The organism is Mesorhizobium sp. YM1C-6-2, from assembly GCF_003666685.1.
GTDB lineage: Bacteria > Pseudomonadota > Alphaproteobacteria > Rhizobiales > Rhizobiaceae > Mesorhizobium_K.
The window spans coordinates 37545-63677 of sequence record NZ_RCIZ01000016.1; the positions used below are offsets into that span (position 1 = coordinate 37545).

Genomic DNA, 26133 nt, shown 5'->3' on the forward strand with positions numbered 1-26133 from the left:
CCGCCGGCGCCTTCTGGCGCAATCGGTGACGGTTTTCTGCCTCTGCGGCCGACATGCGGCCGGCGGTAATGCTTCGCTTGCCTCGGCGAGGGAGCCGCCATGCCTGAAATCTCGACGCTTGCCGCCTTCGGGCTGATCGCACTCGGCATGGTGCTGACGCCCGGCCCGAACATGATCTACCTGATCTCGCGCTCGCTTTCGCAAGGTCCCGCCGCAGGCCTGATCTCGCTCGGCGGCGTGGCGCTCGGCTTCGTCTTCTATATCCTCTGCGCCGCCTTCGGCGTCACCGCCCTGGTCTTCGCCGTGCCCTATGCCTACGACGTGCTGCGCATCTGCGGCGCGCTCTATCTGCTGTGGCTGGCCTGGCAGGCGCTGCGGCCCGGCGGCCGCTCGCCCTTCCAGGTCCGCCGGCTCGCGCCCGACAGCCCGCGCAAGCTGTTCATGATGGGGCTGATGACCAACCTTCTCAATCCGAAGGTGGCGGTCATGTACCTGTCGCTGCTGCCGCAGTTCGTCGATCCCGAACGGGGCGCCGTCCTCACCCAGTTGCTTGCGCTCGGCGGAGTCCAGATCACGATCAGCGTCACCGTCAACGCGATCATCGCCGTCATGGCCGGCTCGATTGCCGCCTTCCTCGCCGGCCGCCCGTTCTGGATTCTGGTTCAGCGCTGGCTGATGGGAACGGTCCTGGCGGGCCTCGCGCTGCGAATGGCGACCGAGGCGCAGCGCTAGTTCAGTCCATGTGCGCGGCAGGGGCGGCTTCGCCTCCGGCCGCCCTCGCCGGCGCCGGCTTCCTTAGCAGGAACACCAGCGGCAGAGCGCAGAGCGTGACGATCATCATCAGCTTGAAGTCGTCCACATAGGAGATCATCAGCGCCTGGATGTTCACCAGCCCGTCGATCTTCATCAGCGCCGCGGGATCGCCGGCAGCGGCGGCCGGCGAGGCTTCGATCAGGTTCTGGTTGAACGGCGTCATCGCCGCGCCGAGTTCGGCGTGGTTGATCTGGATGTTGCGCGAAAGCACCACCGTCACGATCGAGATGCCGATCGACGAGCCGAGGTTGCGCACCAGGCTGAACAGGCTCGCCGCATCGGTCCTGAAGCGCGGCTCCAGCGTCGCGAAGGCCACCGTCGACAGCGGCACGAACACCAGCCCCAGCCCCAGGCCCTGCACGATGCCCGTCTCGATGATCAAATAGCTGTCCATCTGGGGCGTGAAGCCGGTCATCACATAGAGCGAATAGGCCGTCAGGCAGAGGCCGAGCACGACCAGGTAGCGCGGGTCGACCCGGTGGATGATGCGTCCGACGACGATCATCGACACCATCGTGCCGACCCCGCGCGGCGCCATGATGACGCCGGTCGTGATGGTCGGGTAGTCGAAGATGCGCGACAGCATCGGCGGCAGCAGCGCCAGGCTCGCCAGCAGGATGATGCCGATGACGAAGATGAACACCAGTCCCGTCGCGAAATTGCGGTCGATGAAGATCTTCGGATCGATGAAGGGGTGTTCCGCCGTCAGCGTATGGACGATGAACACCCAGAAGCCGGTCAACGCCAGGCCGAATTCGATCCAGATCTCGGCGGCCGAGAACCAGTCGACCTCAGCGCCGCGGTCGAGCATCAATTGGAGCGCGCCGACGCCGAGCGACAGCATGGCGAAGCCGAAGAAATCGAACCCGCGCAGCCGCTTGCCGATGGCAGGCAGGTAGATCAGCATGCCGACGAGCGCGAGGATGCCGACCGGCAGGTTGATGAAGAACACCCAGCGCCAGTTGAAGCTTTCGGTCAGCCAGCCGCCGAGGGTCGGCCCGATGATCGGCCCGACCATGATTCCGGCGCCCCACAGCGCCATGGCCGAGCCGTGGCGCTCCTTTGGGTTGATGTCGAGCAGGAAGGTCTGCGACAGCGGCACGATCGCGGCGCCGAAAACGCCCTGAAGCACGCGGAAGGCAACCATGCTTTCCAGGCTCCACGACGCGCCGCAGAGCATGGACATCACGGTGAAGCCGACGACGCTCGTCAGGAACAGTTCCTTGCGGCCGAAACGGTCGGAGAGCCAGCCCGTCACCGGCGTCATGATCGCCGCCGCGACGATGTAGGAGGTCAGCACCCAGTTGATCGTGTCAGGGGACGCGCCGAGGTCGCCCGTCATCGTCGGCAGGGCGACGTTGGCGATTGTCGTATCGAGCACCTGCATGATCGTCGCGAGCATGATCGCAATGGTGATCAGCCCGCGATGCGGCACGTTGTGAGGGTCGATCGCCCTGACTTCGAACATGGGTTTGTCTTTCGGGGAAGCCCGCCGGGCTTGCCTTCTATTCGGCGGCGTTCGCGGTGCCGAACAGGCCGGCGAAGCTGTGCGAAACCTTGGTGTCGACCTCGACCGTCGCGCTCATGCCGGTCCGTACCGGCACATCAACGCCCTTCGTATCGAGCCGCAGCCGCACCGGGATGCGCTGCGTCACCTTCACCCAGTTGCCGGTGGCGTTCTGCGCCGGCAGCAGCGAGAACTCCGCACCCGTGCCGGCGCCGATGCTCTCGACCGTCGCGTGGAAGGAGACGCCCGGATAGGTGTCGAGCACGACCTCCGCCGACTGGCCGGGCGTCATGTGGGTGAGCTGCGTCTCCTTGAAGTTCGCCTCGACCCAGGTGTCGCTGGTCTCGACCAGGCTGAAAAGCGGCGTGCCCACGGTGACGTACTGGCCGATCTTGAACGAGGACGCCTGGCTGATGACGCCGTCGGACGGCGCATACACCGTCGTCTGGGCGAGATCGAAGGCCGCCTTGTCGCGCGCCGATTGCGCGGCAAGCACGCTCGGATGCTCGTTGGTCTGGATGTTCGGGTCGCCGCCAAGTGCGGCGCGCGCGCTCTCTATGCCCTGGAGGGACGCCCTGTGCTGTTCCTCGGCGCGCTGCAGGTCGCGCTGCGCCTCGTCGAGCGCGGACTGTGCGTTGATGCCCTTCTTGGTCAGATCGGCGGCGCGGTCGTATTGCGACTTGAGGTAGGTCACCTCGCTTGCGGCGACGCGCTCCTGCGCCACGGCCTGGCCGTAGGCGGCGCGAAGCTGGTCGACGTTCAGCCGGGCGGCCGCAAGCGATGCGTCGGCCTGGGCCAGCGCGATGCGATAGGGTTCCGGATCGACCACGAACAGCTTGTCGCCGGCCTTCACCGCCGCGTTGTCGGCAATATCGACCTCGACGATGCGGCCCGCGGCCTCCGCGGACACGGTCACCCTTGCCTGGCGGAGATTGGCGTTCTCCGTCTCCTGGTAGCGGCCGCTGGTCAGCCAGACATAGCTACCGCCGGTGGCAAGCGCGAGCGGCACCGCGAGCATGAGCAGCGTGCGGCGGCCGCGCTTCGGCTTGGCGCGAGCGGGCGCAGGCGCCACGGTCTCGGCGGCCACTGTTAGCGGCGCCGACTTGTCGGTTGGCGCGGCGGCTGGATTTTCCAGCTCGATCTCGGCGGCGCCTTCGTCCTTGATCTTAGCCACGGCGTTCATGCTGCAAGCCTTTTTCGGTATTTGTTTGGTCGGCTGTCGGCGGCTCGCCGTCGGACAGGTTTCCGATGATTGTGTTCAGACCCTTGACCAGGGTCAGCTTCTCGCTCTCGGTGAGGCCGGCCAGAGCCAGGTCGTAGACCTCGCCCGCCACGCTCTTGATGGCGGCGAAAGCCTCGCGGCTCTTGTCGGTCGGGAAGATCATCCGAACGCGGCGGTCGCTGGCGTCCTGGCGGCGTTCGATCCAGCCGCCCTCCTCCATCCGGTCGAGCAGCCGCGATACGCTGATCGGCTCGATTTCCAGGAGTTCGGCGAGCCGTGCCTGCGCGACACCCTCTTCCTTCACCAGGCGGACGAGCAGGCGCCATTGCGCCGCCGAAAGGCCGTAGGCGCTGCCCTTCGCCTCGAAGCGCTTGCGCAGCAGCCTCGCGGCGTCGTGGATCAGAAATCCCAGCCTGTCTATGCCGTCCGTAACCATGAGCGGCATATATTATAAGCATGCTTACCAAACAAGAAGCAGCCGTCGCTGGTCCAAGAAAAATTGATGCGCTGCGGCAAACCGGTTCGGCTAACGGGTCTTTGGCAACCCGGCCAGCGCCGCCGCCTCTTCCTCGGCCGACAGCGGCTCGCCGGCCTCGATCGCCGACAGGTAGGCGTCGAGCGCCTCGGTCGAGGATGCCGGTGCGTAGCCGCCGGCATCGCCGGGCGCAGAGACCGCAAAGCTGATGCGCCATTCGCCGGCCGCATTGCAGGCGACGGCAATGACCGTCGAGCGCCCGGCCGAATCGAGCTCGAACTCGCGGCAGACATTGTCGGCATCATCGCGGAACGTGGCGATGGCGCGGAAGCGGTCGCCGGCCGCCAGCGTGACTTCCTCTCCCGCGGCGACGCTTCCCAGCGCTCCGCCGATCGTGGAATCGACGACGCCCGCCACGGACAGCCGGCCCGGCTGCGGCCCGCCCTCGCCTGCCGCCCAGTAGCCCGCCAGACCGCCGACGACAGCCGCGATCGAGGCGGCGAGCGGCAGCGTCCATCGGCGCACCGCGGGCCTCGCCTGCTTGCGCGCCTCGAACGGCACCACCGTCGCCGGCGCCGTCTCGACCTTCGCCGCTTCCGCGCGCTTGGCTGCGACCATGCCTTCGACCGCCGCCTTCAGCGCCTCCGGCACAGGCTCTTCGAGCAGCGGCCGCAGCGCCGCCTGCGCCTCGGCCTTGGTCTCGATAAACATGGCGACCCGCGCGACCAGATCGTCGTCGGCCTCCATGGCCTTCTCGATCACGGCCATCTCGTCGGCGTCGAGCTCGCCGTCCGCGAACCGCATCAGCATCTCGTCCGGAAAGGTCCTGTCGGTCATCATCCAGCCCCCTTGACGACTGCAGAACGTTCCGGCGGCGCCGATATTCCGGCCGCCTCGGCGAGATTGCGGCGCGCCCGCGCCAGCCTGCTCATCACCGTGCCGATCGGCGCGCCGATCACCTCGGCCGCCTCCTTGTAGGAGAGCTCCTCCACGCAAACCAAGAGCAGCACCTCGCGCTGGTCCTCGGAAAGCCCGTCGATCGCCTCGGCAACGCTCTTCAGCGTCAGCCGCGCCTCCGCTTCGCGCTCGCCCGACACGCCGACGAGGTCCGGCTGCGCGTCGATGTCCTCCTGCGGTCCGGCCGTCTTTCGCTTGCGCACCTCGTCGATCCAGAGGTTCCTCAGGATGCGGAACATCCAGGCGTCGAAGCGCGTGCCCGGCTGGAAGCTCTGGGCGTTCGCCAGCGCCCGTTCGCAGGCCGTCTGGACGAGGTCGTCTGCGACCTCGCGCGAACGGCAGAGCGAGATCGCGAACCGCCTGAGGTTCGGCAGGAAATCGACGAGCTGGTCCTCGACGCCCCGCTCCGTCATGCTGCCCTGGCTTCCATCGCGCTTGAAATCCATCCGCATCTGGTCGGGAATAAACCGTCGGCGCCTGCGTTTCCCCACCGGGCGGCCGCCGCTTGACGCCGGCCCGCCGTCCGTGGAAACCGGCGACGCCGGGAATGTGAGGAAATCGTGGGCATAGTCAACTCATTGCTGAAGCCGCGCCTGCTCCTGCCCGTCTGGGTGGCGCTGGCGCTCGCCGGCCATCCCTTTTCCACCGGCCATGCGTGGCTCGACGAGTTCGGCGCGCAGCCGGCCGTCGCCGACGACGATGATGACGATGACTTCGACGACGACGATTTTTTCGGCTTCGACGATGATGACGACGACGACGATCGTCCGCGCGTCCGCCAGCAGCGTCCCGCGGTGCGCGCGCCCGCTCCCCTGCCCGACCGGGCGCCGGACGAGATCGTCGCCGCCGGCCTGACCGCGCCGCAGCTCGACGCACTTCTCGCCGACGGCTTCACCATCCTCGATCGCACGGAAGTCGGCGGATTCGGTGGCGAGGTGCTGCGCCTGCGCATCCCGCCGAACACCCGGCTCGAAGCCGCCCGCGACCTCGTCGTCGCCGCCGCGCCGCAGTCCCTCGCCGACTTCTCGCACTATTATCGCTCGGAACAGGCCGAAGCCTGCTCGGGTCCGCATTGCGCCTCGATCGAGCTGATCGACTGGCCGGGCGGCACGGGCTTGCCCGCCGGCTGTGGCGGAAGCGTCGCCATCGGCCTCATAGACACCGCCATCAACCCCGACCACGCCGCCTTCGCAGGCGGGCAGGTTGAGGTGATCCGCCTCGCCGACACGGCCCTGCCCGTGTCAGGCAAGCAGCACGGCACCGCCGTCGCTGCCCTCCTCGTGGGTGCCGCCGGCAGCCGCGCCCCCGGCCTCCTGCCGGGCGCGCGGATCATCGCCGTCGATGCCTTCTACAGAGGCGGCCGGCGCGACGACCGCTCCGGCGTCTACGAACTCCTGCGCGCTCTCGACCTGCTCGACCGGCGCGGCGTCAGGGTCGCCAATATGAGCCTCGCCGGCCCGCCCAACATCCTGCTCGAACGGCTGGTGCGTGAGCTTTCCTCGGAGGGCATGGTCATCGTCGCCGCCGCCGGCAATGGCGGCCCGAAGGCGGCTCCGGCCTACCCCGCCGCCTATGCCGAGGTCATCGCCGTCACCGCAGTCGACCGCGCCAAGCGCGTCTATCGCCGCGCCGGCCGCGGCGACCATATCGACCTCGCCGCCCCGGGCGTCGATATCTGGTCCGCGGCGTCGGTGTCCGGCGCGCGGGCGAAGACCGGCACCTCGTTCGCCGCGCCCTTCGTCACGGCAGCCGCGGCCTTGCTGAAGGCGGCCGGCGACAACGCCTCCACGGCCGACATTCTTTCCGCGCTCGCCCGTTCCGCCGAAGACCTCGGAGTGTCAGGCAAGGACCCCGTCTTCGGCTGGGGCCTGATCAATGCGCGCGCCGCCTGCGCGGCCGCCGCCGGGAAAACCTGACGGGCTTTCCTCCGCCAAGAAATTCTTGACCTTCCTGTCGCGCAATTCTTGACAGAGGCACCCCCCAAGGCCTATCTCAGCGCCGCGTTAGCACTCCTCATTGGCGAGTGCTAACGAAGTCCGGCTCTAGCCCGGACGGAGGAATCTCAACATCCGCACGAGGATACAACCAAATGGCAAAGTCCAAATTCCGGCCGCTGCATGACCGCGTGGTCGTTCGCCGCGTGGAATCCGAAGAGAAGAGCAAGGGCGGGATCATCATCCCCGACACCGCCAAGGAGAAGCCGCAGGAAGGCGAAATCGTCGCCGTCGGCTCGGGCGCCCGCGACGAAGCCGGCAAGCTCGTCCCGCTGGACGTCAAGAAGGGCGACCGCGTCCTGTTCGGCAAGTGGTCGGGCACCGAAGTTAAGCTCGATGGCGAAGACCTTCTGATCATGAAGGAATCCGACATCATGGGCATCATCGGCTGATCCCACCTACCATTCTCACCTGAATTCAAGGGCTTAAGCCCAGGAGCTCACAATGGCTGCTAAAGACGTAAAATTCTCCCGTGACGCCCGCGAGCGTATGCTGCGCGGCGTCAACATCCTCGCCGACGCCGTGAAGGTCACGCTCGGCCCCAAGGGCCGCAACGTCGTCATCGACAAGTCGTTCGGCGCCCCGCGCATCACCAAGGACGGCGTCACCGTCGCCAAGGAAGTCGAGCTTGAGGACAAGTTCGAGAACATGGGCGCCCAGCTGGTCCGCGAAGTCGCTTCGAAGACCAACGACATCGCCGGCGACGGCACCACGACCGCGACCGTTCTCGCCCAGTCGATCGTCCAGGAAGGCCACAAGGCGGTTGCCGCCGGCATGAACCCGATGGACCTGAAGCGCGGCATCGACCTCGCCGTCAACGACGTCATCACGGCGCTCGGCAAGGCCGCCAAGAAGATCAAGACCTCCGACGAGGTCGCGCAGGTCGGCACCATCTCCGCCAACGGCGACGAGTCGGTCGGCAAGATGATCGCCGAGGCGATGCAGAAGGTCGGCAACGAGGGCGTCATCACGGTCGAGGAAGCCAAGACCGCCGAGACCGAGCTCGAGGTCGTCGAAGGCATGCAGTTCGACCGCGGCTATCTCTCGCCGTACTTCATCACCAACCCGGACAAGATGGTTGCCGAGCTCGAGGACGCCTACATCCTCCTCCACGAGAAGAAGCTCTCCAACCTCCAGGCGATGCTGCCGGTTCTCGAGGCCGTCGTGCAGACCTCGAAGCCGCTCCTCATCATCTCCGAGGACGTCGAGGGCGAGGCTCTGGCCACGCTCGTCGTCAACAAGCTGCGTGGCGGCCTGAAGATCGCTGCCGTCAAGGCTCCGGGCTTCGGTGATCGCCGCAAGGCGATGCTCGAGGACATCGCGATCCTCACCGGCGGCCAGGTCATCTCCGAAGACCTCGGCATCAAGCTCGAGAACGTTGGTCTCAACATGCTCGGCCGCGCCAAGCGCGTGCGCATCGAGAAGGAGAACACCACGATCGTCGACGGCGCCGGCAAGAAGGCCGAGATCCAGGGCCGCGTCGCCCAGATCAAGCAGCAGATCGAAGAGACCACCTCCGACTACGACCGCGAGAAGCTCCAGGAGCGTCTCGCCAAGCTGGCTGGCGGCGTTGCCGTCATCCGCGTCGGCGGTGCGACCGAGATCGAGGTCAAGGAAAAGAAGGACCGCGTTGACGACGCGCTGAACGCAACCCGCGCTGCCGTCGAAGAAGGCATCGTGGCTGGCGGCGGCGTCGCCCTTCTGCGCGCTTCCACCCAGCTCAAGTCGCCGGGCGCCAACGCCGACCAGGACGCGGGCATCGCCATCGTCCGTCGCGCGCTGCAGGCTCCGGCTCGCCAGATCGCTGCCAACGCCGGTGCGGAAGCATCGATCGTCGCCGGCAAGATCCTGGAGAACAAGGGCGCGACCTACGGCTACAACGCCCAGACCGGCGAGTATGGCGACATGATCGCCATGGGCATCGTCGACCCGGTCAAGGTCGTTCGCACCGCCCTGCAGGACGCCGCTTCGGTTGCCGGCCTGCTGGTCACCACCGAGGCCATGATCGCCGAGGCTCCGAAGAAGGACGCCCCGATGCCGGCTATGCCCGGCGGCGGCATGGGCGGCATGGGCGGCATGGATTTCTAATCCAGCCAACCCGGCTACGAACTACGGAAGGGCGGCAGCGATGCCGCCCTTTTCTTTTGCCCGTCCGAAAAAATCTCGTTGGCCGTGGAACCCTTTCGCCGGCTGCGCATTATCATGCTGTCCAAAGGCAGTTTAAGAGACAGCTAGAGGACAAAAGACGCCTCCAGCACTGTAACAGGTGCGGGAGGCGTTCTTCGTTTTGGCCTCCCTCGCATCCGATTGTGTCCGCTCAGCCGCAACGCGGAACCTTTCGACAGCCCTCCCATTGTTCGAGGCGGACGAATTCAGGAGATGCGGAGAAGGTTGCTTGCGTTGGCGTGGAGAGACCTCCACCGCCATTCGCAACTAGCGGCTTTTTTGTTTTATGCGCCCTTCGCCCCAAGCCACGGGAATCTCTTCGCTTCCGGACAGTCACGGGCGTCTACGGAGCCCCCACTGCAAGAATCTTTTCGCAACTGCACTCACGCCGCTCCCGGCTGAGCGATACTTCCTCGCATCTCCTGCGCGGGAACGCGGGTCGCGAACCGGGCGAGCGTGGCAGGGACGGTACCGGTTCGGTCGCGCGGAGGTGGCGCGGCTGGGTGATGAGCCCCGAGGACCGGGCCCTGACCGAGGTCGCGCGGTGAAACGATTCTGCGTCCCCTCCAGGTAGGGCAAGAACGCCGGCGGGGCACGGGAGACCGGCCACGTAATACAATTTGAGAGGCCAGGCCCCGTGCCCCGCTTCCCACCTTTCCAGACAATGGCCAGATGCGAAAGCAGGCGTGGCAACGAGGAAGCACGCGCGCTTCCCTTTGAACCGATTTGCTTTTGCCCCACGCTCTCCCGCCCCTTGAAGCCATGCCGCCAACGGGATAGGCCCTTGCCGACATTTCAATCCGGAGACCGCACGTGGCCAAAGAGACATTCAGAACAGAGACCGACACCTTTGGCCCGATCGAGGTCGCCTCCGACCGCTACTGGGGCGCGCAGGCGCAGCGCTCGCTCGGCAATTTCAAGATCGGCTGGGAGAAGCAGCCGGCCTCGATCGTCAGGGCGCTCGGCGTCGTCAAGCGGGCCGCGGCGGAGGTCAACATGGACCTCGGCAAGCTCGACAAGACACTCGGCGACACCATCGTCAAGGCCGCCCAGGAGGTCATCGAAGGCAAGCTCGACGAGCATTTCCCGCTCGTCGTCTGGCAGACCGGCTCCGGCACCCAGTCCAACATGAACGCCAACGAGGTCATCTCCAACCGGGCCATCGAAATGCTCGGCGGCGAGCTGGGCTCGAAGAAGCCCGTCCATCCCAACGACCACGTCAACATGAGCCAGTCGTCGAACGACACCTATCCGACGGCCATGCACATCGCCTGCGCGGAGGAAATCCACCACCGCCTGCTGCCCGCGCTCGCGAAGCTGCGCAACGCGCTGAACGACAAGGCCCAGGCCTGGTCCAAGATCATCAAGATCGGCCGCACCCACACGCAGGACGCCACGCCGCTGACGCTCGGCCAGGAGTTCTCCGGCTACACGCAGCAGGTCGAGAACGGCATCGCCCGCATCGAGATGACGCTGCCGGCGCTCATGCAGCTCGCGCAGGGCGGCACCGCCGTCGGCACCGGCCTCAACGCGCCCGTCGGCTTCGCCGAGAAGGTTGCCGAGAGGATCGCGGCCATCACCCACCTGCCTTTCACCACCGCGCCCAACAAGTTCGAGGCGCTCGCCGCGCATGACGCGATGGTGTTCAGCCACGGCGCCATCAACACGGTCGCCGCCTCGCTCTTCAAGATCGCCAACGACATCCGCCTGCTTGGCTCCGGCCCGCGCTCGGGCCTCGGCGAACTTGCCCTGCCCGAGAACGAGCCCGGCTCCTCCATCATGCCCGGCAAGGTCAACCCGACCCAGTGCGAGGCGCTGACCCAGGTCTGCATCCAGGTGTTCGGCAACAACGCCTCGATCTCCTTCGCCGGCAGCCAGGGCCATTTCGAGCTCAACGTCTACAACCCGCTGATGGCCTATAACTTCCTCCAGTCGGTCCAGTTGCTGGCCGATGCCGCCGTCTCCTTCACCGACAACTGCGTCGTCGGCATCGAGGCGCGGGAAGACAATATCCGCGAGGCCCTGAATCGCTCGCTGATGCTGGTGACCGCACTCGCGCCGACCATCGGCTACGACAATGCCGCCAAAATCGCCAAGACCGCCCACAAGAACGGAACGACGCTGCGCGAGGAAGCGTTGAAGACCGGGCTCGTCACCGGCGAGGACTACGACCGCATCGTGCGTCCGGAGGACATGACGCATCCTGGCTGACAAATTGGAATGTTCTTCCTTTGTGAACGAAGTGCCGGGAATTGCGCACCTTCTGTGAACAGGCGCGCTCGGATATATCGACGACACCAATTCACGTCCTCAACGGAGAACTGAGATGTCCACTTCTGCAACTGCCGGCCAGGCCGGAACCTCCGGCGCTTCGGTCGCCATCCTCATCGGCCGTATCCTGCTTGCGGCCATGTTCGTGCTCGCCGGCTTCGGCAAGCTGACCGACATCGGCGGCACCGCCGGCTGGTTCGGCAGCATCGGCCTGCCGGCCCCGACAATCGTCGCTGTCCTGGTCGGCCTGCTCGAGCTGGTCGCGGGCCTTGCCATCGTGGTCGGGTTCCAGACGCGCATCGCCGCGCTGGCGCTCGCGCTCTTCACGATCGGCGCGACGCTGATCGCGCACACCAACTTCGCCGACATGATGCAGTTCCTCATATTCCAGAAGAACTTCGCGGTCGTCGGCGGCCTGCTGGTGCTCGCCTTCGCAGGCGCCGGCGCCCTGTCGGTCGACGCACGCCGCGGCTGACGCCAACGCTCATATGAGAAAAATAGCCCGGAGCGATCCGGGCTATTTTCGTTTGCGACGGAAAATTCATCCACGCACCGTCGTTAGCCCTTATGATCGCCACCGATCATGGGTGGGCTCTTCGAGCGAGGCGTTCATGGCGACCAATGCAGCGCTTCTGGCGGCGCGATTGCTTCTGGCCTACCTCTTCCTCGCGTCCGGCGTCTCCGTGCTCGGAGACGTCGCGGCAGCCATCTCTTACTTTTCCTCGCTCGGCCTCCCCGCCCCTTCCTTCCTCACATGGGCGACCTGTCTGTTCGAGATTGCCGCAGGCGTGCTGATCGTGGTCGGCTTCCAGACCCGCGTGGCCGCCCTGCTGCTCTCGGCCTTCTGCGTCGCGGCGGCGTTCATCGGCCACTACGGACAGGGCGGCGAGGATCCGACGCTCGCTTTCATGCACCAGCAGGCCTTCATGAAGGATCTCGCGATTGCCGGTGGTCTGCTGGCGCTCGCCGCGGCAGGCGCCGGCGGCTGGTCGATCGACGGGCGGCGAGGTTGAATCGCCCGACTCAGCCGACAGCGAGTTCCAGCTTTTTCCCTGAGATCCTGGCGAGTTGCGCCAGCCGGCCGACCGGCCGCTCGCCGTAGAGCCCGGCGAGGTCGGAGGGAATCACCAGCGCCAAGACGCCATTGTCGCGCTTTTCCCACTTCAGCCTAGGCATGACGCCCGGCATCGATGCGGTCAGCAGGTAGACGACCCGCATCATCGCCGCCAGCAGCCTAGCGCGCTCGACATAGGGCGGCGTCGCCAGCGCCTTCAGTTCGGGCGCGATGGCGTCGTTGAAGACGCCGTCGTTGCGGAAGGCGTTGACCAGCGCCAGGAACAGCCGGCCCGGATGATCGACACCGATGAAGGAAGCATGCGCGATGATGTTGAGCGACTGCGTGCCCCGGTATTCGGGATGCGCGCGCCAGCCTATGTCAGCGAGCAGGCAGGCGGCGTGGCGGTAGCGCCCCTCGTCCACGGTCTCGACGATGCCGAAGGCCTCCAGGGCCTCACGGGTCCACCGGACCAACTCGTGCGAATGCGTCACCGAGCGGGCGCGCAACAGCGCCAGTTCCTCCGCCGCAGAGATCAACGGATCTGTCCGCCGCTCCTCCTCCGACAACAGCGAATAGAGAAAGCCCTCGCGCACGCCGAGCGCGGAGACCGCGATCTTGGAGGGCTGCATCGCCGCGATGATTTCCAGCAGCACGATCGCGCCGTAGGGCAGCAGCCCGCGACGCGCCTTGGAGACGCCGTCGATACCCTTGATCTTGTCGATATCGCCGCGGGCCACCTTCTGCAGAAAGGGAATCGAACCGGCGATGTTCATCTCGTAGTGATGCATCACCGCCAGCGGATAGTTGGTGGTGTTCATGTGAAGCCGGGCGAGGTTTCGCCACGTGCCGCCGACCGCGTAGAACGGCCTGCCCTCGCCTGCATGCAGCAGTTCGGCACGGGCGATCTGCTCCCGCGCGATCTTGGCAGCCGTCGCGAACGAGTTCTTCGCCATGTCCTGCAGGCGCAGGCCGCCGAGCGGCAGCGTGATCCCGTCGCCAATCGCCTCGCCCTTGACGTCCACGAGTTCGAGGCTGCCGCCGCCGAGGTCGCCGGTGATGCCGTCAGCCTGATGGAAGGCGGAAATCACGCCGAGAGCGGAATAATAGGCCTCCTCGCGGCCGGTGAGAATCCGGATCTCGGTCCCCAGCACCGCCTCGACGCGGTGGATGAAATCGGGGCCGTTCTCCGCCTCGCGGGCGGCGGCGGTGGCGATCACGTGAAGCCGGTCGGCCCCAGCCTGCTCGGAAAGCGCCCGGAAGCGCTGGAACTCCGGCATCGAGCGCGTCACCGCCTCCGGATCGAGCTTGCCGGTCGAGACAATGCCGCGGCCCAGTCCCGCCAGCATCTTTTCATTGAAGAGAACCGTCGGCGAGCGCGCGATGCCCTCGTAGACGACAAGACGGATCGAGTTGGAGCCGATGTCGATGACGGAGAGCGGCCTGCGGTCCTGCAGCCGCCCTTGCGAAAGAGAAATCATCCGGCCTGGGACGCGCTTGCCTTTTTACGCCGCTTGAACTGCGCAATCTGCTTGGGTGCATGCGATTTCAGCGCGTCACCCCGTCCGGAGAGGCTCGGATTCGTCATGAAATATTCCTGCGCGTTGAACGGCTCCTCGCCCTCATCCAGCGTGATCCGCCGCGAGGTGCCATCGGGCAATACTTCAAAACTCTGCTGGTTGTCCATTATGTTCCCGAGCATGATCTGGCCCAGAACCTGCTCGTGCACGGTCGGATTTGTGAGCGGCACCAGCGTCTCGACGCGCCGGTCGAGATTGCGAGGCATCATGTCGGCCGAGCCGATATAGACGATCGCCTCGTCGGAAGGCAGGCCGTGGCCGTTGCCGAAGCAGTAGATTCGGCTGTGCTCCAGGAAGCGCCCGATGATCGACTTCACGCGGATATTCTCCGACAGGCCGGGCACCTGCGGGCGCAGGCAGCATATGCCGCGCACGACGAGGTCGATCTCGACGCCCGCCCGGCTGGCATCGTAGAGCGCGTCGATCACGGTCGGGTCGACGAGCGAGTTCATCTTCATCCAGATCCGGGCGGGCCTGCCGGCCTTTGCATGCTCGATCTCGTCGGCGACGTGGCCGAGGATGCGACTGCGCAGCGTATAGGGCGACAGCGCCAGCCGCATGGTCGTCGTCGGTTCGGCATAGCCGGTGATGAAATTGAAGATCTGCGCCACGTCGCGCGCGATCGCCGGATCGGTGGTGAAGAAGGACAGGTCGGTATAGATGCGCGCCGTGATCGGGTGATAGTTGCCGGTGCCGAGATGCACGTAATTGCGCAGCTTGCCGTCCTCGCGGCGGACGACCAGCGACATCTTGGCGTGCGTCTTCAGCTCAATGAAGCCGAAAACGACCTGCACGCCAGCCCGCTCCAGATCGCGCGCCCAGCGGATGTTCGCCTCCTCGTCGAAACGCGCCTTGAGCTCGACCAGCGCCGTCACCGACTTGCCGGCTTCGGCGGCGTCGACAAGCGCACGCACCACCGGGCTGTCGTTGGATGTGCGGTAGAGGGTCTGCTTGATCGCCACGACTTCCGGATCGGCGGCGGCCTGGCGCAGGAACTGCACCACGACGTCGAAGGACTCGTAGGGATGATGGACGACGATGTCCTTCTCGCGGATGGCGGCGAAGCAGTCGCCGCCATGTTCGCGGATGCGCTCGGGGAAGCGTGGATTGTAGGGCGTGAACTTCAGATCGTCGCGCGGGATCGCCACGATCTCGGCAATCTGGCTCACCGCGAGCGGTCCGGTGAGCACGCTGATGCGGTTGCCGGCAACGCCGAGTTCGCCGGCCACGAAGTCCCGCAGTTCCTCGGGCATCTGGCTGTCGAACTCGATGCGGATCACGGAGCCGCGCCGCCGGCGCTTCAGCGCCGTCTCGAACAGCCGCACGAGATCCTCGGATTCCTCCTCCACCTCGATATCGCTGTCACGGATGATGCGGAACGTGCCCGAACCCCTGACCTCGTAGCCCGGAAACAGCTTGCCAATGAACAGGCCCACCGTCTCCTCGATCGGGATGAAGCGGATTTCCGATTTGTTGTCGGGCAGCCTGATGAAGCGCCTCAACGCAGTAGGCAGGCGCAGCAGCGCCGTCATGCCCTCGCCGTCCTTCAGATGACGCAACTGGAGCGCGATCGAGAAGCCGAGATTCGGGATGAACGGGAACGGGTGTGCCGGGTCGATCGACAGCGGCGTCAGGACCGGGAATATCTGTTCGAGGAAATGCTCCTCGAGCCAGGTAAGCTCGTCCTTGGAAAGCTGGTCCGCGGAGATACTCTGGATGCCCTCCTTGCGCAGGAGCACGAAGAGGTTGGACAGCGACCTCTGCTGGTCTTCCTGCAGGCGTCCGATTTCGAGGAGTATCTGTTCGAGCTGCTGCTCGGGCGTGCGGCCGTCGGGGCTGCGCAGCACGATCCCTTCGCGCACCTGACCGGCAAGGCCGGCAACGCGCACCATGAAGAACTCGTCGAGATTGGCCGCCGAGATCGACAGGAAACGCACCCGCCCCAGCAGCGGATGGTTGGCGTTCTGGGACTCTTCGAGCACGCGGCGATTGAACTGGAGCCAGGAGAACTCACGGTTGACGAAGCGGTCCGGATTTCCCGAGACGCCATCGGCCGTGGCAACGGCCGTGAACTCTGCCTGAGCCGGCTTCAACTCGCTCATATCGTCCCTTGTCCCTGGCTTTGCCTGTTTGTAGCCGACTGTCGGCGCAATCTACCTCCTGACAGGCTTTTGCGACAGTTTGATTTCATGCTGCTTGCAAAAGCAGCGGTTATGCGACAAACGCTGGCAGCAAACCTATCGACAGAGGCCGAGGGAGCATGACATGGCAGGCGGATCAATTCCCCACTTCCAGAACGATGCGGGCCACGCCGCCATCGAAATCGGCGTCAAGGAATTCATGTGCGTAGGCGCCAACCCGCCCTTCGACCATCCGCACGTCTTCCTCGACATGGGAGCGGACGAGGAGAAGGTCTGCCCCTACTGCTCGACGCTTTACCGCTACGATCCTTCGCTGAAGGCTAACGAGACCCGCCCCGAAAACTGCCTTTATCTCGACCGCGCTGCCTGAGCCGACACGGGGGCGGGTAACTGTGGCTGAGGCGCGGACTCGGCAGATCGTCATCGCCGGCGCCGGCATCGCCGGCCTGACGGCAGCGCTGGCCTTTGCCGTGCGCGGTTATCCGGTCCGCGTCTTCGAACGCGCCTCGCGGCTCGACGAAGTCGGCGCCGGGATCCAGCTTTCCCCGAATGCGACGGGCATCCTCGATCGCCTGGGCGTGCTGCCGGGCTTGCGCCCCGCCGCCGTGCGGCCCGACGCAGTCGTGCTTCGCGATGCCTCGAACCTCGCCGAGCTTGGCCGCGTGCAGCTTGGCGCGGCCGCCGAATGGCGCTGGAAGGCGCCCTACCTCACCGCCCATCGCGCCGACCTCCAGAGCGCGCTGCTTGCGCATGTTGCGCGCGAACCCGGCATCGAACTCGTGACCGGCGCGACCGTCCGCGACGCGACCCAGCATCCGCTCGGCGTGGCGGTCTCGGTCGAGATCGCCGGCCGCATCAGCCAGATCACGGGGATGCTGCTCATCGGCGCCGACGGCGTCTGGTCGGAGACGCGGCGGCTGGTTGGCGGCGCGGCGAAAAGCCGTTTCTCGGGCCAGGTCGCCTGGCGCAGGACCATCCGCGCCGAGAGCCCAGCCGGCAGTTCGCTTGCCGGGATCGGCATCGGCGGAGTGGTCACCGCCTTCCTCGCGCCGGGCTTCCATATGGTCGCCTATCCGGTTCGCGCCGGCGCCGCGCTCAACCTCGCCGCCTTCACCCGCGGCAATGCGATGGCCGAGACCTGGTCCGGCAGGATGGACACGAAGGTCCTCAAGAACGCCATGCGGCGAGCGGCGCCGGCCCTTCAGAAACTTGCGGACGATGCCGGCGAATGGTTGGTCTGGCCGCTCCACACCGTGCCGCCCGCCGGCCCATGGACCGCGCCGGGCGGGATCGCACTGATCGGCGACGCCGCGCACGCCATGACGCCCTTTGCCGCCCAGGGGGCGGCGATGGCGATCGAGGACGCCGAGACGCTCGCGGGCCATGTCCTGGCGCAGCCGGGCAGCATCGCCGAGGCGCTGGCCGCATGGGAAAAGGAGCGGCGCAAGCGAGTCGAGCACGTTACACGGCGCGGATCCTTCAACCGCATGGCCTGGCACGCGGCGGGGCCTGTCGCCATGGCGCGCAACGCCATCCTGCGCATGCGCACGCCGGAGAAGCTCGCCACGAGTCTCGACTGGCTTTACGGCTGGAAGCCGCCTGCGCTGAAACTCTGATCCGCCGGACGCTCGCCAGCGAAGGCGGATGGCGAACGCCGCTTCAGTGCAGAATCTGGCTGAGGAACAGTTTCGTCCGCTCGTGCCTGGGATGGTCGAAGAACTCGACCGGCGTGTTCTGCTCGACGATCTGCCCGGCGTCCATGAAGATCACGCGATTGGCGACCTTCCGTGCAAAGCCCATCTCGTGCGTCACGCAGAGCATGGTCATGCCTTCCTCGGCCAGGCCGACCATCGTCTCCAGCACTTCCTTGATCATCTCGGGGTCGAGCGCCGAGGTCGGCTCATCGAACAGCATGATGCGCGGGTTCATGCAGAGCGAGCGGGCGATCGCCACGCGCTGCTGTTGGCCGCCCGACAGCTGGCCGGGATATTTGTTCGCCTGCTCGGGAATCTTCACACGCTTGAGGAAATGCATGGCGATCTCCTCGGCTTCCTTCTTCGGCATCTTGCGCACCCAGATCGGCGCCAGCGTGCAATTTTCGAGGATGGTCAGGTGCGGAAACAGGTTGAAGTGCTGGAACACCATGCCGACCTCGCGCCTCACCTCGTCGATCTTCTTGAGATCGTTTGTGAGTTCCTTGCCGTCGACGACGATCTTCCCCTTCTGATGCTCCTCCAGCCTGTTGATGCAGCGGATCATGGTCGATTTGCCGGAGCCGGACGGCCCGCAGATCACGATGCGCTCTCCGCGCATGACCTTCAGGTTGATGTCCTTCAGCACGTTGAAATCGCCGTACCACTTCGACATGCCGACGATGTCGATCGCGACGTCGGTGTCGGAGATGTGCATCTTCTTGACATCGACCTTGATCTCTTCGGCGCTGACAGCGTTCTCCGTGGTCATAGACCGTACCCCTTGTCCTATCGTGTGTGGCCGGTATCGAGCCGGCGTTCCATGAACATCGAATAGCGCGACATGCCGAAGCAGAACACCCAGAATACGATCGCGGCGAAGACGAGTCCCGTCCTGGCGGTCTGCGGCGTCGCCCAGTTGGCGTCCGCCAGGTTCTGCTTGACGATGCCGAGCAGGTCAAACATCGAGATGATCAGGACCAGCGTCGTGTCCTTGAACATGCCGATGAAGGTGTTGACGATGCCCGGAATGACGAGCTTCAGCGCCTGCGGCATGATGATCAGGCCCATCTTCTGCCAATAGCCGAGGCCGAGCGAATCCGCGCCTTCGTACTGGCCCTTGGGAATCGCCTGCAGGCCGCCGCGCACTACTTCGGCCATATAGGCCGAGGCGAAGAGCGCGACGCCGATCAGGGCACGCAGGAACTTGTCGAAGGTCATGCCCGGCGGCACGAAGAGCGGCAGCATGAAGCTCGCCATAAAGAGGATGGTCACCAGCGGCACGCCGCGCACCGTCTCGATGAAGATCACCGACAGCATCTTGACCGCCGGCATCTTCGAGCGGCGGCCGAGCGCGAGCAGGACGCCGAGAGGCAGCGAGACGACGATGCCGACATAGGAGAGCACCAGCGTGACCAGCAGCCCGCCCCACAACGGAGTCTCCACATAGGACAGGCCTAGGAAGCCGCCGATCAGCAGCCAGAACGCGATGAACGGGAAGACGGCGAAGAACAGGATCGCGTTGAGCCGCTTGTAAGGCGCGCGCGGGATCAACAGCGGCGCCAGCAGCGCGACGAAGATGATCCCCGTCAGGATCACGCGCCACCGCTCGTCGACCGGATAACGCCCGAACATGAACTGAGCGAACTTGGCGTTGACGAACGCCCAGCAGGCGCCCGACCAGCCGGATGGCAGCGCGCCTCCCTGGTCGACCGTCAGGCAGGCGGTGCGATCGGTGCCCGTCCACTGCGCGTTGAAGATCGCCCAGCCCAGGATCTGGGAGAGCGCCCAGGTTGCGAAGAGCAGGCCAAGCACCGTGAGGACGGAATCGATGGGCGTCGCGAACAGGTTCTTGCGTACCCAAGAGCCCAGTCCTGCCTCCGATCGGGGCGCCGGCTGGGCGAGCGCCATTTCGGTGCGGACCCATGACATGTCATGTTCCTGCATGGGTCACCTCTCCTTCAGCGCCATTCTGGCATTGAACCAGTTCATGAAGAACGAGGTCACCAGGCTGATGCTCAGATAGATGATCATGAAGATGACGACGATCTCGATCGCCTGGCCGGTCTGGTTGAGGATCGTGCCGCCGATCGCGTAGAGGTCGGGGTAGCCGATCGCCACGGCGAGTGACGAATTCTTGGTCAGGTTGAGATACTGGCTGGTCAGCGGCGGGATGATGATGCGCAGCGCCTGTGGGATGATCACCAGCCGCAGCGCCGTTCCCGGCCTTAGCCCGAGCGCAGCGGCGGCCTCGCTCTGGCCCTTGCTGACGCCCAGAATGCCGGCGCGGACGATCTCGGCGATGAACGCTGCCGTGTAGAAGGACAGCGCCAGGTAAAGCGACAGGAATTCCGGCTTCACGTTGAAACCGCCGGTCAGGTTGAATGTGCCTGCCTTGGGGAAATCGAGCGTCAGCGGAAAACCGGCAAGCGCGAAGCCGAGCAGCGGGAAGCCGACGATCAGCGCCAGTCCGGTCCAGAACACCGGGAATCGCTGGCCGGTCGTCATCTGGCGGGCCTTGGCGCGGCGCGCGACGAACCAGGTCAATCCGATGCCGACGACCAGGCCGGCGACGATCAGCCAGGCTCCGTCACCCCAGAGGAAACGCGGAAAATAGAAGCCGCGGCTGTTCAGATAGGAGCCGAAAGGCAGGACGATGCTGTCGCGCGGCGCTGGAAGCACCGCCAGGACGCCCAGGTACCAGAAGAAGATGACCAGCAGCGGCGGGATGTTGCGGAACGTCTCGACGTAGACCATCGCGATCTTTCGCAGCAGCCAGTTTCGCGACAGCCTGCCGACACCGATGATGAAGCCGAGGATCGTCGCCGTGACGATGCCGGCGACCGCCACGATGATCGTGTTCCAGAAGCCGACCAGGATCGCGCGCCCGTAGGTGGAGTCCGACGAGTACTGGATCGGCGTATCCGAGATGTCGAACCCGGCGCGGCCGCGCAGGAAGTCGAATCCGGTCGATATGTTGGAGCGACGCAGGTTCTCGATCGTGTTGTCCACGATCCACCACACGCCGGCGATGAGCAACAGAAGCAGCACCACCTGGAAAAAGATGCTGCGGACCTTCGGGTCATAAAGGAGCGAGGCCTTTGCCGGCTCTTGCGCTCGAGAGACATGCTGCACGGCCATAGAGTTTCCCCCTTCTCCAAGGCTCAAAGGCCGGGGCGTTGCACGCCCCGGCCTTAAGCTGGATCAGCGGATCGGCACGCCGTACTGCAGGCCTCCCTTGGTCCACAGTGCGTTGATGCCGCGCGAGATCTTGAGCGGGCTGCCGGAACCGACATTGTTCTCGAATATCTCGCCGTAGTTGCCGGTCGCCTTGACGATGTTGACGACCCAGTCGTTCGTCAGGCCGAGGTCGGTGCCGATCTTGCTTTCGGCCTCGACGCCGAGGACGCGCTTGATTTCAGGATTCGGCGAGTTTTTCATCTCCTCGACGTTAGCCTTGGTGATGCCAAGTTCCTCCGCGTTCAGAAGCGCGAAGTAGGTCCACTTCACGATGTCGAACCACTGGTCGTCGCCCTGGCGGACGGCCGGACCGAGCGGCTCTTTTGAAATGATCTCGGGCAGCACGACGTGGTCGCCCGGAGAGGCAAGCGTCAGGCGGATGCCGTAGAGGCCCGACTGATCGGTCGTGTAGGCGTCGCAGCGGCCGGCATCATAGGCCGCGTTGGCTTCCTCTACCTTCTCGAACACCACAGGGTTGTATTCGAGGTTGTTGGCCTTGAAGTAGTCGGCGAGGTTCAGCTCCGTCGTGGTGCCGGACTGCACGCAGACCGAGGCGCCCGAGAGCTGGAGCGCGGAATTCACGCCCGGCAGCTTCTTGGCGTTGATCATGAAGCCCTGGCCGTCGAAATAGGTCACGCCGGCGAAGTTGAGGCCGAGCGCGGTATCGCGGTTGATCGTCCAGGTCGTGTTGCGCGACAGGATGTCGATCTCACCCGACTGCAGCGCGGTGAAGCGGTCCTTGGCGCTCAGCGGCGTGAACTTCACCTTGGTGCCGTCGCCGAATACGGCGGCCGCGACGGCGCGGCAGAAGTCGACATCGAGGCCCGTCCACTCGCCCTTGTCGTCCGGCGCGGAGAAACCGGCGAGAGCCGTGTTCACGCCGCATTGGATAAAGCCCTTGGCCTTCACGTCATCGAGGGTAGCGGCGGAAGCGGCCGAAGCCATCACGCCGAACGCCGCCGCCCCAATAATGCCAATCATCGTATTTTTCATAACCCTCAACCCTTTATATTTGTCGTCTGATCCCAGACTATTTGTTCTCGCGGAACTGCGTCCGACATCCGGCCCATTTCCGGGATACCGCATCGATTCCATTGATGCAGTGCTGCGCACGCGCCGTGTAGAGCACGCATCGAAGGCGATTATTCCATTGAGGTCAAGCGGAATGACTGCGCCTGCGCCAGTTTGGAAACCGTCACTCCGAGGTACCGCAACGGCAGTCAATTGTGCTCTTCGGCGCCGCCCCTAGAGCACACGCAACGGCAAACCGGCCGGATCAAGAATATTTGAGCGCGCGTCGGCCTGGCGCAGTAAATCACCGGGTCCTGTCGTTGCGCCGGCCCTGACCACATCCTATGCCAGGATGACTGGAAAGAGGATCGCAATGGCAAAACGCATTCCGGAAAACGCCGGTGTCAACACGCGGCTGGCGCATGGCGGCAACGACCCGCTCGACTATTTCGGCTTTGTAAATCCGCCCGTGGTGCATGCCTCCACCGTGCTTTTCCCGGATGCCGCCACGCTGGCGTCCCGAAAGCAGAAATACACCTACGGCACGCGCGGCACCCCGACGACCGACGCGCTTGGCAAGGCGATCGACGAAATGGAAGGGTCCGCCGGCACGATCATGGTCCCGTCGGGGCTGATGGCAGTGGTCGTACCCCTGCTCGCCTTTCTGTCCGCGGGCGACCACCTGCTGATGGTCGATTCGGTCTATTATCCCACCCGCCACTTCACCGACACGATGCTGAAGCGCCTCGGCGTGGAGGTCGAATATTACGATCCTCGCATCGGCGCTGGCATCGCCGGACTGATGAGACCCAATACGAAAGTCGTGTTCACGGAATCTCCGGCCTCCAATACTTTTGAGGTGCAGGACATCCCGGCCATCGTGACCGCCGCCCACGAAGGCGGCGCGGTGGTGATGCTCGACAACACCTGGGCCACCGCGCTCTATTTCCGCGCGATCGACTTCGGCATCGACATCGTCATCCACGCGGCGACCAAATATCCCGCCGGCCATTCCGACGTGCTGCTGGGCACCGTCTCGGCCAACGCGGCCTGCTGGGAAAGGCTGTTCGAAACCTTCAACACGCTCGGCTGCTCGGCCGGACCGGACGACGTCTATCAGGTGTTGCGCGGCTTGCGCACGATGGGCGTGAGACTGGAGCGGCACCAGCAGAGCACCCTGGAGATCACACGCTGGCTGGAAAAGCAGGAGGGGGTAGCCCAAGTTCTCTATCCCGCTCTCGAAAGCCATCCCGACCATGCAATCTGGAAACGCGATTTCTCCGGCGCGAGCGGCCTGTTTTCGGTCGCGCTCGAGGGTGACGGGCAGGAAACCGCGCATGCCTTCCTCGATGCGCTAGGGATATTCGGATTGGGTCATTCCTGGGGCGGCTATGAAAGCCTGGCGGCGCTGGTCTCGCTTAAGGACCGCACCATTGCAAAAGGCCCCTACGGGGGGCCTCTCGTGCGGCTGCAGATTGGTCTGGAAGACGTCGAAGACCTCAAGGACGATCTTCTGAAAGGCCTCGAGGCCGCCCGGCGCCGGGCCTAACCGGCGCGAGGACGAATCGGCTCGGGTCGGCGGGCCGGGTTGTCCTTCTTGGCCTCGACGGCGTCCTCGAGTTTGGTCGCGATCAATTCTTCGAGATCGCCGACTTCCTCCTCGATGTCTTCGAGCGGCACGCCGGCGCTGGCGGCCTGGGCGGCGCATTGCTTGGCCAGAACTTCGGCCTCCCGGTCGATCTGCGCCGGCGTCTCAGGAGCCTGGACCTTTTCGTTGATCCATTCCTGGAGGAATTCGATTGCCTTCTCGGTCATCTCTGCCTCTGTTGCCGAAGCCGCGCTGGCAATGCCATCAACGCCCCCGGCCTGAAAAGGATGCTTTCGTCTAAGCCTCGGCCCGGCGTCCTATTCGCGACGCTGCGATGACCAATGCTGTGGGAAATCCCGATCCATATAGGTGCCTTTTCCGTGGAAAAAAGCCCATTCCGCTTGAAACAGTGTCAACGCCTGCGCGGGTAGCCGGCGGGAACAACCGTTCATGCATCTGATCGCCGCCTGAACCCCTAATAACTCTCTCCCGGCGGCACTCTGTACCCGACCTTCGGACAGATGCCGGCATCGACGGCGCGGAATCCGCAGGGCGCACCGGTGCTCATCATGGGCTGGTCGGAGTTGCCGTAGCCCGGCCCATAGCCGCAACCGGCCAGGACGGACGTGGCAAGAAGCACCGTCGGAAACAGAAGTCGTCGCATGGAATCTCCTCGGTGCCTCGACCTGTCGTGCGGGGATGGATAACAATTCGACAGCCCGGGCTCAACCGGCGTGTCGTCTTCTCCAGTCCGCGCCAAGATCCTTGGGCTTCTGCCCGTAGCTCCATTCGACCTGCACCCTGCCCTCCGAATCCTGGACCAGCACGAGCGCATCGTAGCCGAGTTTCCCGGCCTCGAACGCGGCGTGGACGGCAGCGCCCACGGCTTCGTCCTGCGTGGCGTAGTTCGGATAGTCGACGCCGTTGCACTTGACCTTCCAGGCCGAGCCGTCCGGCATGACGACATATGCCATGCGCTGCATCTATCAGCCCCCGATGTCCCGGCAAAGCAGATTGCACATGGGACGACCATCTCACATTGTCCGACGCGGATGGTAGCAGGCTTTCTACCTGCTGAGGCCCTCGAAGCGGAACTATTCACAAAATTCAGCAAGATACCGGTACGTCATGGGCCGAGACGGCATGAGCCGCTTCGGCCAAGCGTTGACGGCAACGGCGTTCGGAGCAGCCGGTCGGGAAGTCATTGCGCGACGAGGTCGGCAGAGCCCCCGATCAGGCCAGGAATTTCTTCGAGATCGAAGCGCCGAGCGTATATTTCGGATCGACCATGTTGCCGAGTCGCACGCGGCCGACCTGCGTCAGCAGCATATAGGCGTCGAGTTCCTCGAAACCATAGTCGGCAGCCATCCACCGCACCAGTTCGCGATAGGCGATGCGCGACGCATCCTCCATCGGACGGCTGGACCCGATCGTCATGATGACGTTCTCGTTCTCCAGGCGCGCCCATTTGAAATTCCAGCCCTTGATCAGATCGACCTGGATGGTGGTGACGGTCGGATGCTCGACGGCGACGCCGCAGAGTTCGCCGTCGCCCTGGGCTGCGTGGCAGTCGCCGAGGTAAAGCAGGCCGCCCGGAGCATTCACCGGCAGATAGATCACCGCGCCGGGCGCGACATCGGGCAAGTCCATGTTTCCGCCGTAGTAGTCCGGCTGCAGGGAGGAGATGGCCTCGATCTCCGGAGACGTGCCGATCGTCCCGATGAACGGCTCATAGGGGATCGTGATCTTGTCGTTCCACTTCACCCCGGTCACGGCATCCACGTGAAGCTTCTTGACCCGCTCCGGCAGCGGTGCATTGAGCAGAGCCGTGTCGCCGGTGCCGACCAGACCGCCAAACTCGGGGATCAGGCAGGTGGTGCCGACCGGCTGCGGCCCGCGCGGGCGTATTTCCTTGATATAGACCGCCAGGCAGTCGCCTTTCTCCGCCCCGTTGACGAAGATCGGCCCGTTCTGGGGGTTGAGGTAAGGCACATTGAGGACCTGACTGGGCAGGTCGGTTTCATCCTTGATCTTGCCTTCGAAGGCGTCATGCGTCTCGACCGAGATCTGGGCGCCGGGATCGACCGTCAGGACAGGCGAAGCGTACGGCCCATAGACATAATGGTACTTGCCCTGATCCGCCTCGGTCATGCTGTAGGTTTCGGTCACGAGACCCTTCGCCTCTGCCCGCCGCGACATGATCGAATTGTCAAACCAGGTCATTTTTTGCTCCTCGCATGGGGATGTATTTCGACTGCTCAGGCCTAGAAGAACGCCTGCAGGCCGGTCTGTGCGCGTCCCAGGATGAGGGCATGGACGTCGTGGGTGCCCTCGTAGGTGTTGACGGTCTCCAGGTTCTGCGCGTGGCGCATCACGTGGAACTCGATCTGGATGCCGTTGCCGCCATGCATGTCGCGAGCCTG

General features: G+C 64.9%; 25 protein-coding genes and 1 pseudogene. 10 read left to right on the top strand and 16 right to left on the bottom strand.

Annotated features, from left to right (window positions below; translation table 11 throughout):
* Positions 1-99: 99 nt before the first annotated feature.
* Positions 100-732, top strand: a complete 633-nt coding sequence (locus D8676_RS24970) for a LysE family translocator (protein ID WP_121583810.1) — start codon at positions 100-102, stop codon at positions 730-732.
* Between the two features lies 1 nt (position 733).
* On the opposite strand, the gene D8676_RS24975 is transcribed toward D8676_RS24970, so the two are convergent.
* The 5 genes from D8676_RS24975 to D8676_RS24995 form a co-directional block, all read right to left on the bottom strand.
* Complete coding sequence (locus D8676_RS24975) at positions 734-2281, bottom strand: DHA2 family efflux MFS transporter permease subunit (protein ID WP_121583811.1); 1548 nt, start codon at positions 2279-2281, stop codon at positions 734-736.
* A gap of 37 nt (positions 2282-2318) precedes the next feature.
* On the bottom strand, positions 2319-3503 hold the full coding sequence (locus D8676_RS24980; protein ID WP_121583812.1) for an HlyD family secretion protein: 1185 nt from the start codon (positions 3501-3503) through the stop codon (positions 2319-2321).
* On the bottom strand, positions 3487-3978 hold the full coding sequence (locus D8676_RS24985; RefSeq protein WP_121583839.1) for a MarR family transcriptional regulator: 492 nt from the start codon (positions 3976-3978) through the stop codon (positions 3487-3489). The genes D8676_RS24980 and D8676_RS24985 overlap by 17 nt, the downstream gene beginning before the upstream one ends.
* A 90-nt stretch (positions 3979-4068) precedes the next feature.
* Positions 4069-4854, bottom strand: coding sequence for an anti-sigma factor (locus D8676_RS24990; protein ID WP_121583840.1), 786 nt, complete (start codon positions 4852-4854; stop codon positions 4069-4071).
* Entirely contained in the window at positions 4854-5387 is a 534-nt protein-coding gene (locus D8676_RS24995) for an RNA polymerase sigma factor (RefSeq protein WP_121583841.1), read from the bottom strand. The genes D8676_RS24990 and D8676_RS24995 overlap by 1 nt, the downstream gene beginning before the upstream one ends.
* Before the next feature lie 147 nt (positions 5388-5534).
* Here D8676_RS24995 and D8676_RS25000 point away from each other — a divergent pair, with 147 nt between their 5' ends.
* The 6 genes from D8676_RS25000 to D8676_RS25025 all read left to right on the top strand — a co-directional run bounded on the left by D8676_RS25000 (position 5535) and on the right by D8676_RS25025 (position 12418).
* Entirely contained in the window at positions 5535-6890 is a 1356-nt protein-coding gene (locus tag D8676_RS25000) for a S8 family serine peptidase (protein WP_245427149.1), read from the top strand.
* 173 nt (positions 6891-7063) lie between these two features.
* Positions 7064-7360, top strand: coding sequence for a co-chaperone GroES (gene groES / locus D8676_RS25005; protein ID WP_121583814.1), 297 nt, complete (start codon positions 7064-7066; stop codon positions 7358-7360).
* A gap of 52 nt (positions 7361-7412) precedes the next feature.
* The gene (gene groL, locus D8676_RS25010; protein WP_121583815.1) at positions 7413-9056 is read left to right on the top strand and encodes a chaperonin GroEL; all 1644 of its coding nucleotides are present in this window, start codon (positions 7413-7415) and stop codon (positions 9054-9056) included.
* Positions 9057-9947: 891 nt separating this feature from the next.
* Positions 9948-11345, top strand: coding sequence for a class II fumarate hydratase (fumC, locus tag D8676_RS25015; RefSeq protein ID WP_121583816.1), 1398 nt, complete (start codon positions 9948-9950; stop codon positions 11343-11345).
* Positions 11346-11460: 115 nt separating this feature from the next.
* Positions 11461-11880, top strand: a complete 420-nt coding sequence (locus D8676_RS25020) for a DoxX family protein (protein ID WP_121583817.1) — start codon at positions 11461-11463, stop codon at positions 11878-11880.
* A 136-nt stretch (positions 11881-12016) separates the two neighbouring features.
* Positions 12017-12418 carry a DoxX family protein gene (locus tag D8676_RS25025; protein WP_121583818.1) on the top strand — a complete coding sequence of 134 codons (402 nt, stop codon included), beginning with the start codon at positions 12017-12019 and terminating at the stop codon, positions 12416-12418.
* A 10-nt stretch (positions 12419-12428) separates the two neighbouring features.
* On the opposite strand, the gene ppx is transcribed toward D8676_RS25025, so the two are convergent.
* On the bottom strand, positions 12429-13940 hold the full coding sequence (gene ppx, locus D8676_RS25030) for an exopolyphosphatase (RefSeq protein WP_121583819.1): 1512 nt from the start codon (positions 13938-13940) through the stop codon (positions 12429-12431).
* Positions 13937-16141: an RNA degradosome polyphosphate kinase gene (locus tag D8676_RS25035; RefSeq protein WP_121583820.1), complete on the bottom strand. Its 2205-nt coding sequence runs from the start codon at positions 16139-16141 to the stop codon at positions 13937-13939. The genes ppx and D8676_RS25035 overlap by 4 nt, the downstream gene beginning before the upstream one ends.
* Positions 16142-16304: 163 nt before the next feature.
* On the opposite strand from D8676_RS25035, the gene D8676_RS25040 reads away from it, so the two are divergent.
* Together D8676_RS25040 and D8676_RS25045 are read left to right on the top strand one after the other, a co-directional pair.
* Positions 16305-16550: a zinc-finger domain-containing protein gene (locus D8676_RS25040; RefSeq protein ID WP_121583821.1), complete on the top strand. Its 246-nt coding sequence runs from the start codon at positions 16305-16307 to the stop codon at positions 16548-16550.
* A gap of 22 nt (positions 16551-16572) precedes the next feature.
* On the top strand, positions 16573-17796 hold the full coding sequence (locus D8676_RS25045) for an FAD-dependent monooxygenase (protein WP_121583822.1): 1224 nt from the start codon (positions 16573-16575) through the stop codon (positions 17794-17796).
* 43 nt (positions 17797-17839) lie between these two features.
* Here the strand turns inward: D8676_RS25045 and D8676_RS25050 are convergent, their stop codons facing one another.
* From D8676_RS25050 to D8676_RS25065, 4 genes are all read right to left on the bottom strand, one after another.
* A complete protein-coding gene (locus D8676_RS25050; protein ID WP_121583823.1) occupies positions 17840-18643 on the bottom strand; it encodes an amino acid ABC transporter ATP-binding protein in 804 nt (267 codons plus the stop codon).
* A gap of 17 nt (positions 18644-18660) precedes the next feature.
* On the bottom strand, positions 18661-19818 hold the full coding sequence (locus tag D8676_RS25055) for an amino acid ABC transporter permease (RefSeq protein WP_121583824.1): 1158 nt from the start codon (positions 19816-19818) through the stop codon (positions 18661-18663).
* 3 nt (positions 19819-19821) lie between these two features.
* On the bottom strand, positions 19822-21012 hold the full coding sequence (locus tag D8676_RS25060) for an amino acid ABC transporter permease (RefSeq protein WP_121583825.1): 1191 nt from the start codon (positions 21010-21012) through the stop codon (positions 19822-19824).
* Between the two features lie 63 nt (positions 21013-21075).
* Positions 21076-22104 carry an amino acid ABC transporter substrate-binding protein gene (locus D8676_RS25065; protein ID WP_121583826.1) on the bottom strand — a complete coding sequence of 343 codons (1029 nt, stop codon included), beginning with the start codon at positions 22102-22104 and terminating at the stop codon, positions 21076-21078.
* Positions 22105-22495: 391 nt separating this feature from the next.
* Here D8676_RS25065 and D8676_RS25070 point away from each other — a divergent pair, with 391 nt between their 5' ends.
* The gene (locus D8676_RS25070) at positions 22496-23671 is read left to right on the top strand and encodes a cystathionine beta-lyase (RefSeq protein ID WP_121583827.1); all 1176 of its coding nucleotides are present in this window, start codon (positions 22496-22498) and stop codon (positions 23669-23671) included.
* Here the strand turns inward: D8676_RS25070 and D8676_RS25075 are convergent.
* The 5 genes and pseudogenes from D8676_RS25075 to D8676_RS25095 all read right to left on the bottom strand — a co-directional run.
* Positions 23668-23937 carry a DUF768 domain-containing protein gene (locus tag D8676_RS25075; RefSeq protein WP_121583828.1) on the bottom strand — a complete coding sequence of 90 codons (270 nt, stop codon included), beginning with the start codon at positions 23935-23937 and terminating at the stop codon, positions 23668-23670. The two genes, D8676_RS25070 and D8676_RS25075, sit on opposite strands and share 4 nt — an antisense overlap.
* A 248-nt stretch (positions 23938-24185) precedes the next feature.
* Positions 24186-24374, bottom strand: a complete 189-nt coding sequence (locus D8676_RS25080; protein ID WP_121583829.1) for a hypothetical protein — start codon at positions 24372-24374, stop codon at positions 24186-24188.
* Between the two features lie 61 nt (positions 24375-24435).
* The gene (locus tag D8676_RS25085) at positions 24436-24693 is read right to left on the bottom strand and encodes a DUF2188 domain-containing protein (RefSeq protein ID WP_121583830.1); all 258 of its coding nucleotides are present in this window, start codon (positions 24691-24693) and stop codon (positions 24436-24438) included.
* Positions 24694-24943: 250 nt separating this feature from the next.
* Complete coding sequence (locus tag D8676_RS25090; RefSeq protein WP_121583831.1) at positions 24944-25933, bottom strand: acetamidase/formamidase family protein; 990 nt, start codon at positions 25931-25933, stop codon at positions 24944-24946.
* A gap of 41 nt (positions 25934-25974) precedes the next feature.
* Positions 25975-26133, bottom strand: a pseudogene (locus D8676_RS25095) (acyl-CoA dehydrogenase); the annotation flags it as partial.

Bases quoted from the DNA above. Each gene is read 5' to 3' on its own strand.
- D8676_RS25085 (WP_121583830.1), bottom strand. From the start codon at position 24,693: ATGCAGCGCATGGCATATGTCGTCATGCCGGACGGCTCGGCCTGGAAG.
- D8676_RS24995 (WP_121583841.1), bottom strand. From the start codon at position 5,387: ATGACGGAGCGGGGCGTCGAGGACCAGCTCGTCGATTTCCTGCCGAAC.
- groES (WP_121583814.1), top strand. From the start codon at position 7,064: ATGGCAAAGTCCAAATTCCGGCCGCTGCATGACCGCGTGGTCGTTCGC.
- D8676_RS25060 (WP_121583825.1), bottom strand. From the start codon at position 21,012: ATGGCCGTGCAGCATGTCTCTCGAGCGCAAGAGCCGGCAAAGGCCTCG.
- ppx (WP_121583819.1), bottom strand. From the start codon at position 13,940: ATGATTTCTCTTTCGCAAGGGCGGCTGCAGGACCGCAGGCCGCTCTCC.
- D8676_RS25035 (WP_121583820.1), bottom strand. From the start codon at position 16,141: ATGAGCGAGTTGAAGCCGGCTCAGGCAGAGTTCACGGCCGTTGCCACG.
- D8676_RS25020 (WP_121583817.1), top strand. From the start codon at position 11,461: ATGTCCACTTCTGCAACTGCCGGCCAGGCCGGAACCTCCGGCGCTTCG.
- D8676_RS25090 (WP_121583831.1), bottom strand. From the start codon at position 25,933: ATGACCTGGTTTGACAATTCGATCATGTCGCGGCGGGCAGAGGCGAAG.
- D8676_RS24985 (WP_121583839.1), bottom strand. From the start codon at position 3,978: ATGGTTACGGACGGCATAGACAGGCTGGGATTTCTGATCCACGACGCC.
- D8676_RS24975 (WP_121583811.1), bottom strand. From the start codon at position 2,281: ATGTTCGAAGTCAGGGCGATCGACCCTCACAACGTGCCGCATCGCGGG.
- groL (WP_121583815.1), top strand. From the start codon at position 7,413: ATGGCTGCTAAAGACGTAAAATTCTCCCGTGACGCCCGCGAGCGTATG.
- D8676_RS24990 (WP_121583840.1), bottom strand. From the start codon at position 4,854: ATGACCGACAGGACCTTTCCGGACGAGATGCTGATGCGGTTCGCGGAC.
- D8676_RS24980 (WP_121583812.1), bottom strand. From the start codon at position 3,503: ATGAACGCCGTGGCTAAGATCAAGGACGAAGGCGCCGCCGAGATCGAG.
- D8676_RS25040 (WP_121583821.1), top strand. From the start codon at position 16,305: ATGGCAGGCGGATCAATTCCCCACTTCCAGAACGATGCGGGCCACGCC.
- D8676_RS24970 (WP_121583810.1), top strand. From the start codon at position 100: ATGCCTGAAATCTCGACGCTTGCCGCCTTCGGGCTGATCGCACTCGGC.
- D8676_RS25080 (WP_121583829.1), bottom strand. From the start codon at position 24,374: ATGCGACGACTTCTGTTTCCGACGGTGCTTCTTGCCACGTCCGTCCTG.
- D8676_RS25055 (WP_121583824.1), bottom strand. From the start codon at position 19,818: ATGCAGGAACATGACATGTCATGGGTCCGCACCGAAATGGCGCTCGCC.
- D8676_RS25025 (WP_121583818.1), top strand. From the start codon at position 12,017: ATGGCGACCAATGCAGCGCTTCTGGCGGCGCGATTGCTTCTGGCCTAC.
- D8676_RS25065 (WP_121583826.1), bottom strand. From the start codon at position 22,104: ATGAAAAATACGATGATTGGCATTATTGGGGCGGCGGCGTTCGGCGTG.
- D8676_RS25050 (WP_121583823.1), bottom strand. From the start codon at position 18,643: ATGACCACGGAGAACGCTGTCAGCGCCGAAGAGATCAAGGTCGATGTC.
- D8676_RS25075 (WP_121583828.1), bottom strand. From the start codon at position 23,937: ATGACCGAGAAGGCAATCGAATTCCTCCAGGAATGGATCAACGAAAAG.
- D8676_RS25070 (WP_121583827.1), top strand. From the start codon at position 22,496: ATGGCAAAACGCATTCCGGAAAACGCCGGTGTCAACACGCGGCTGGCG.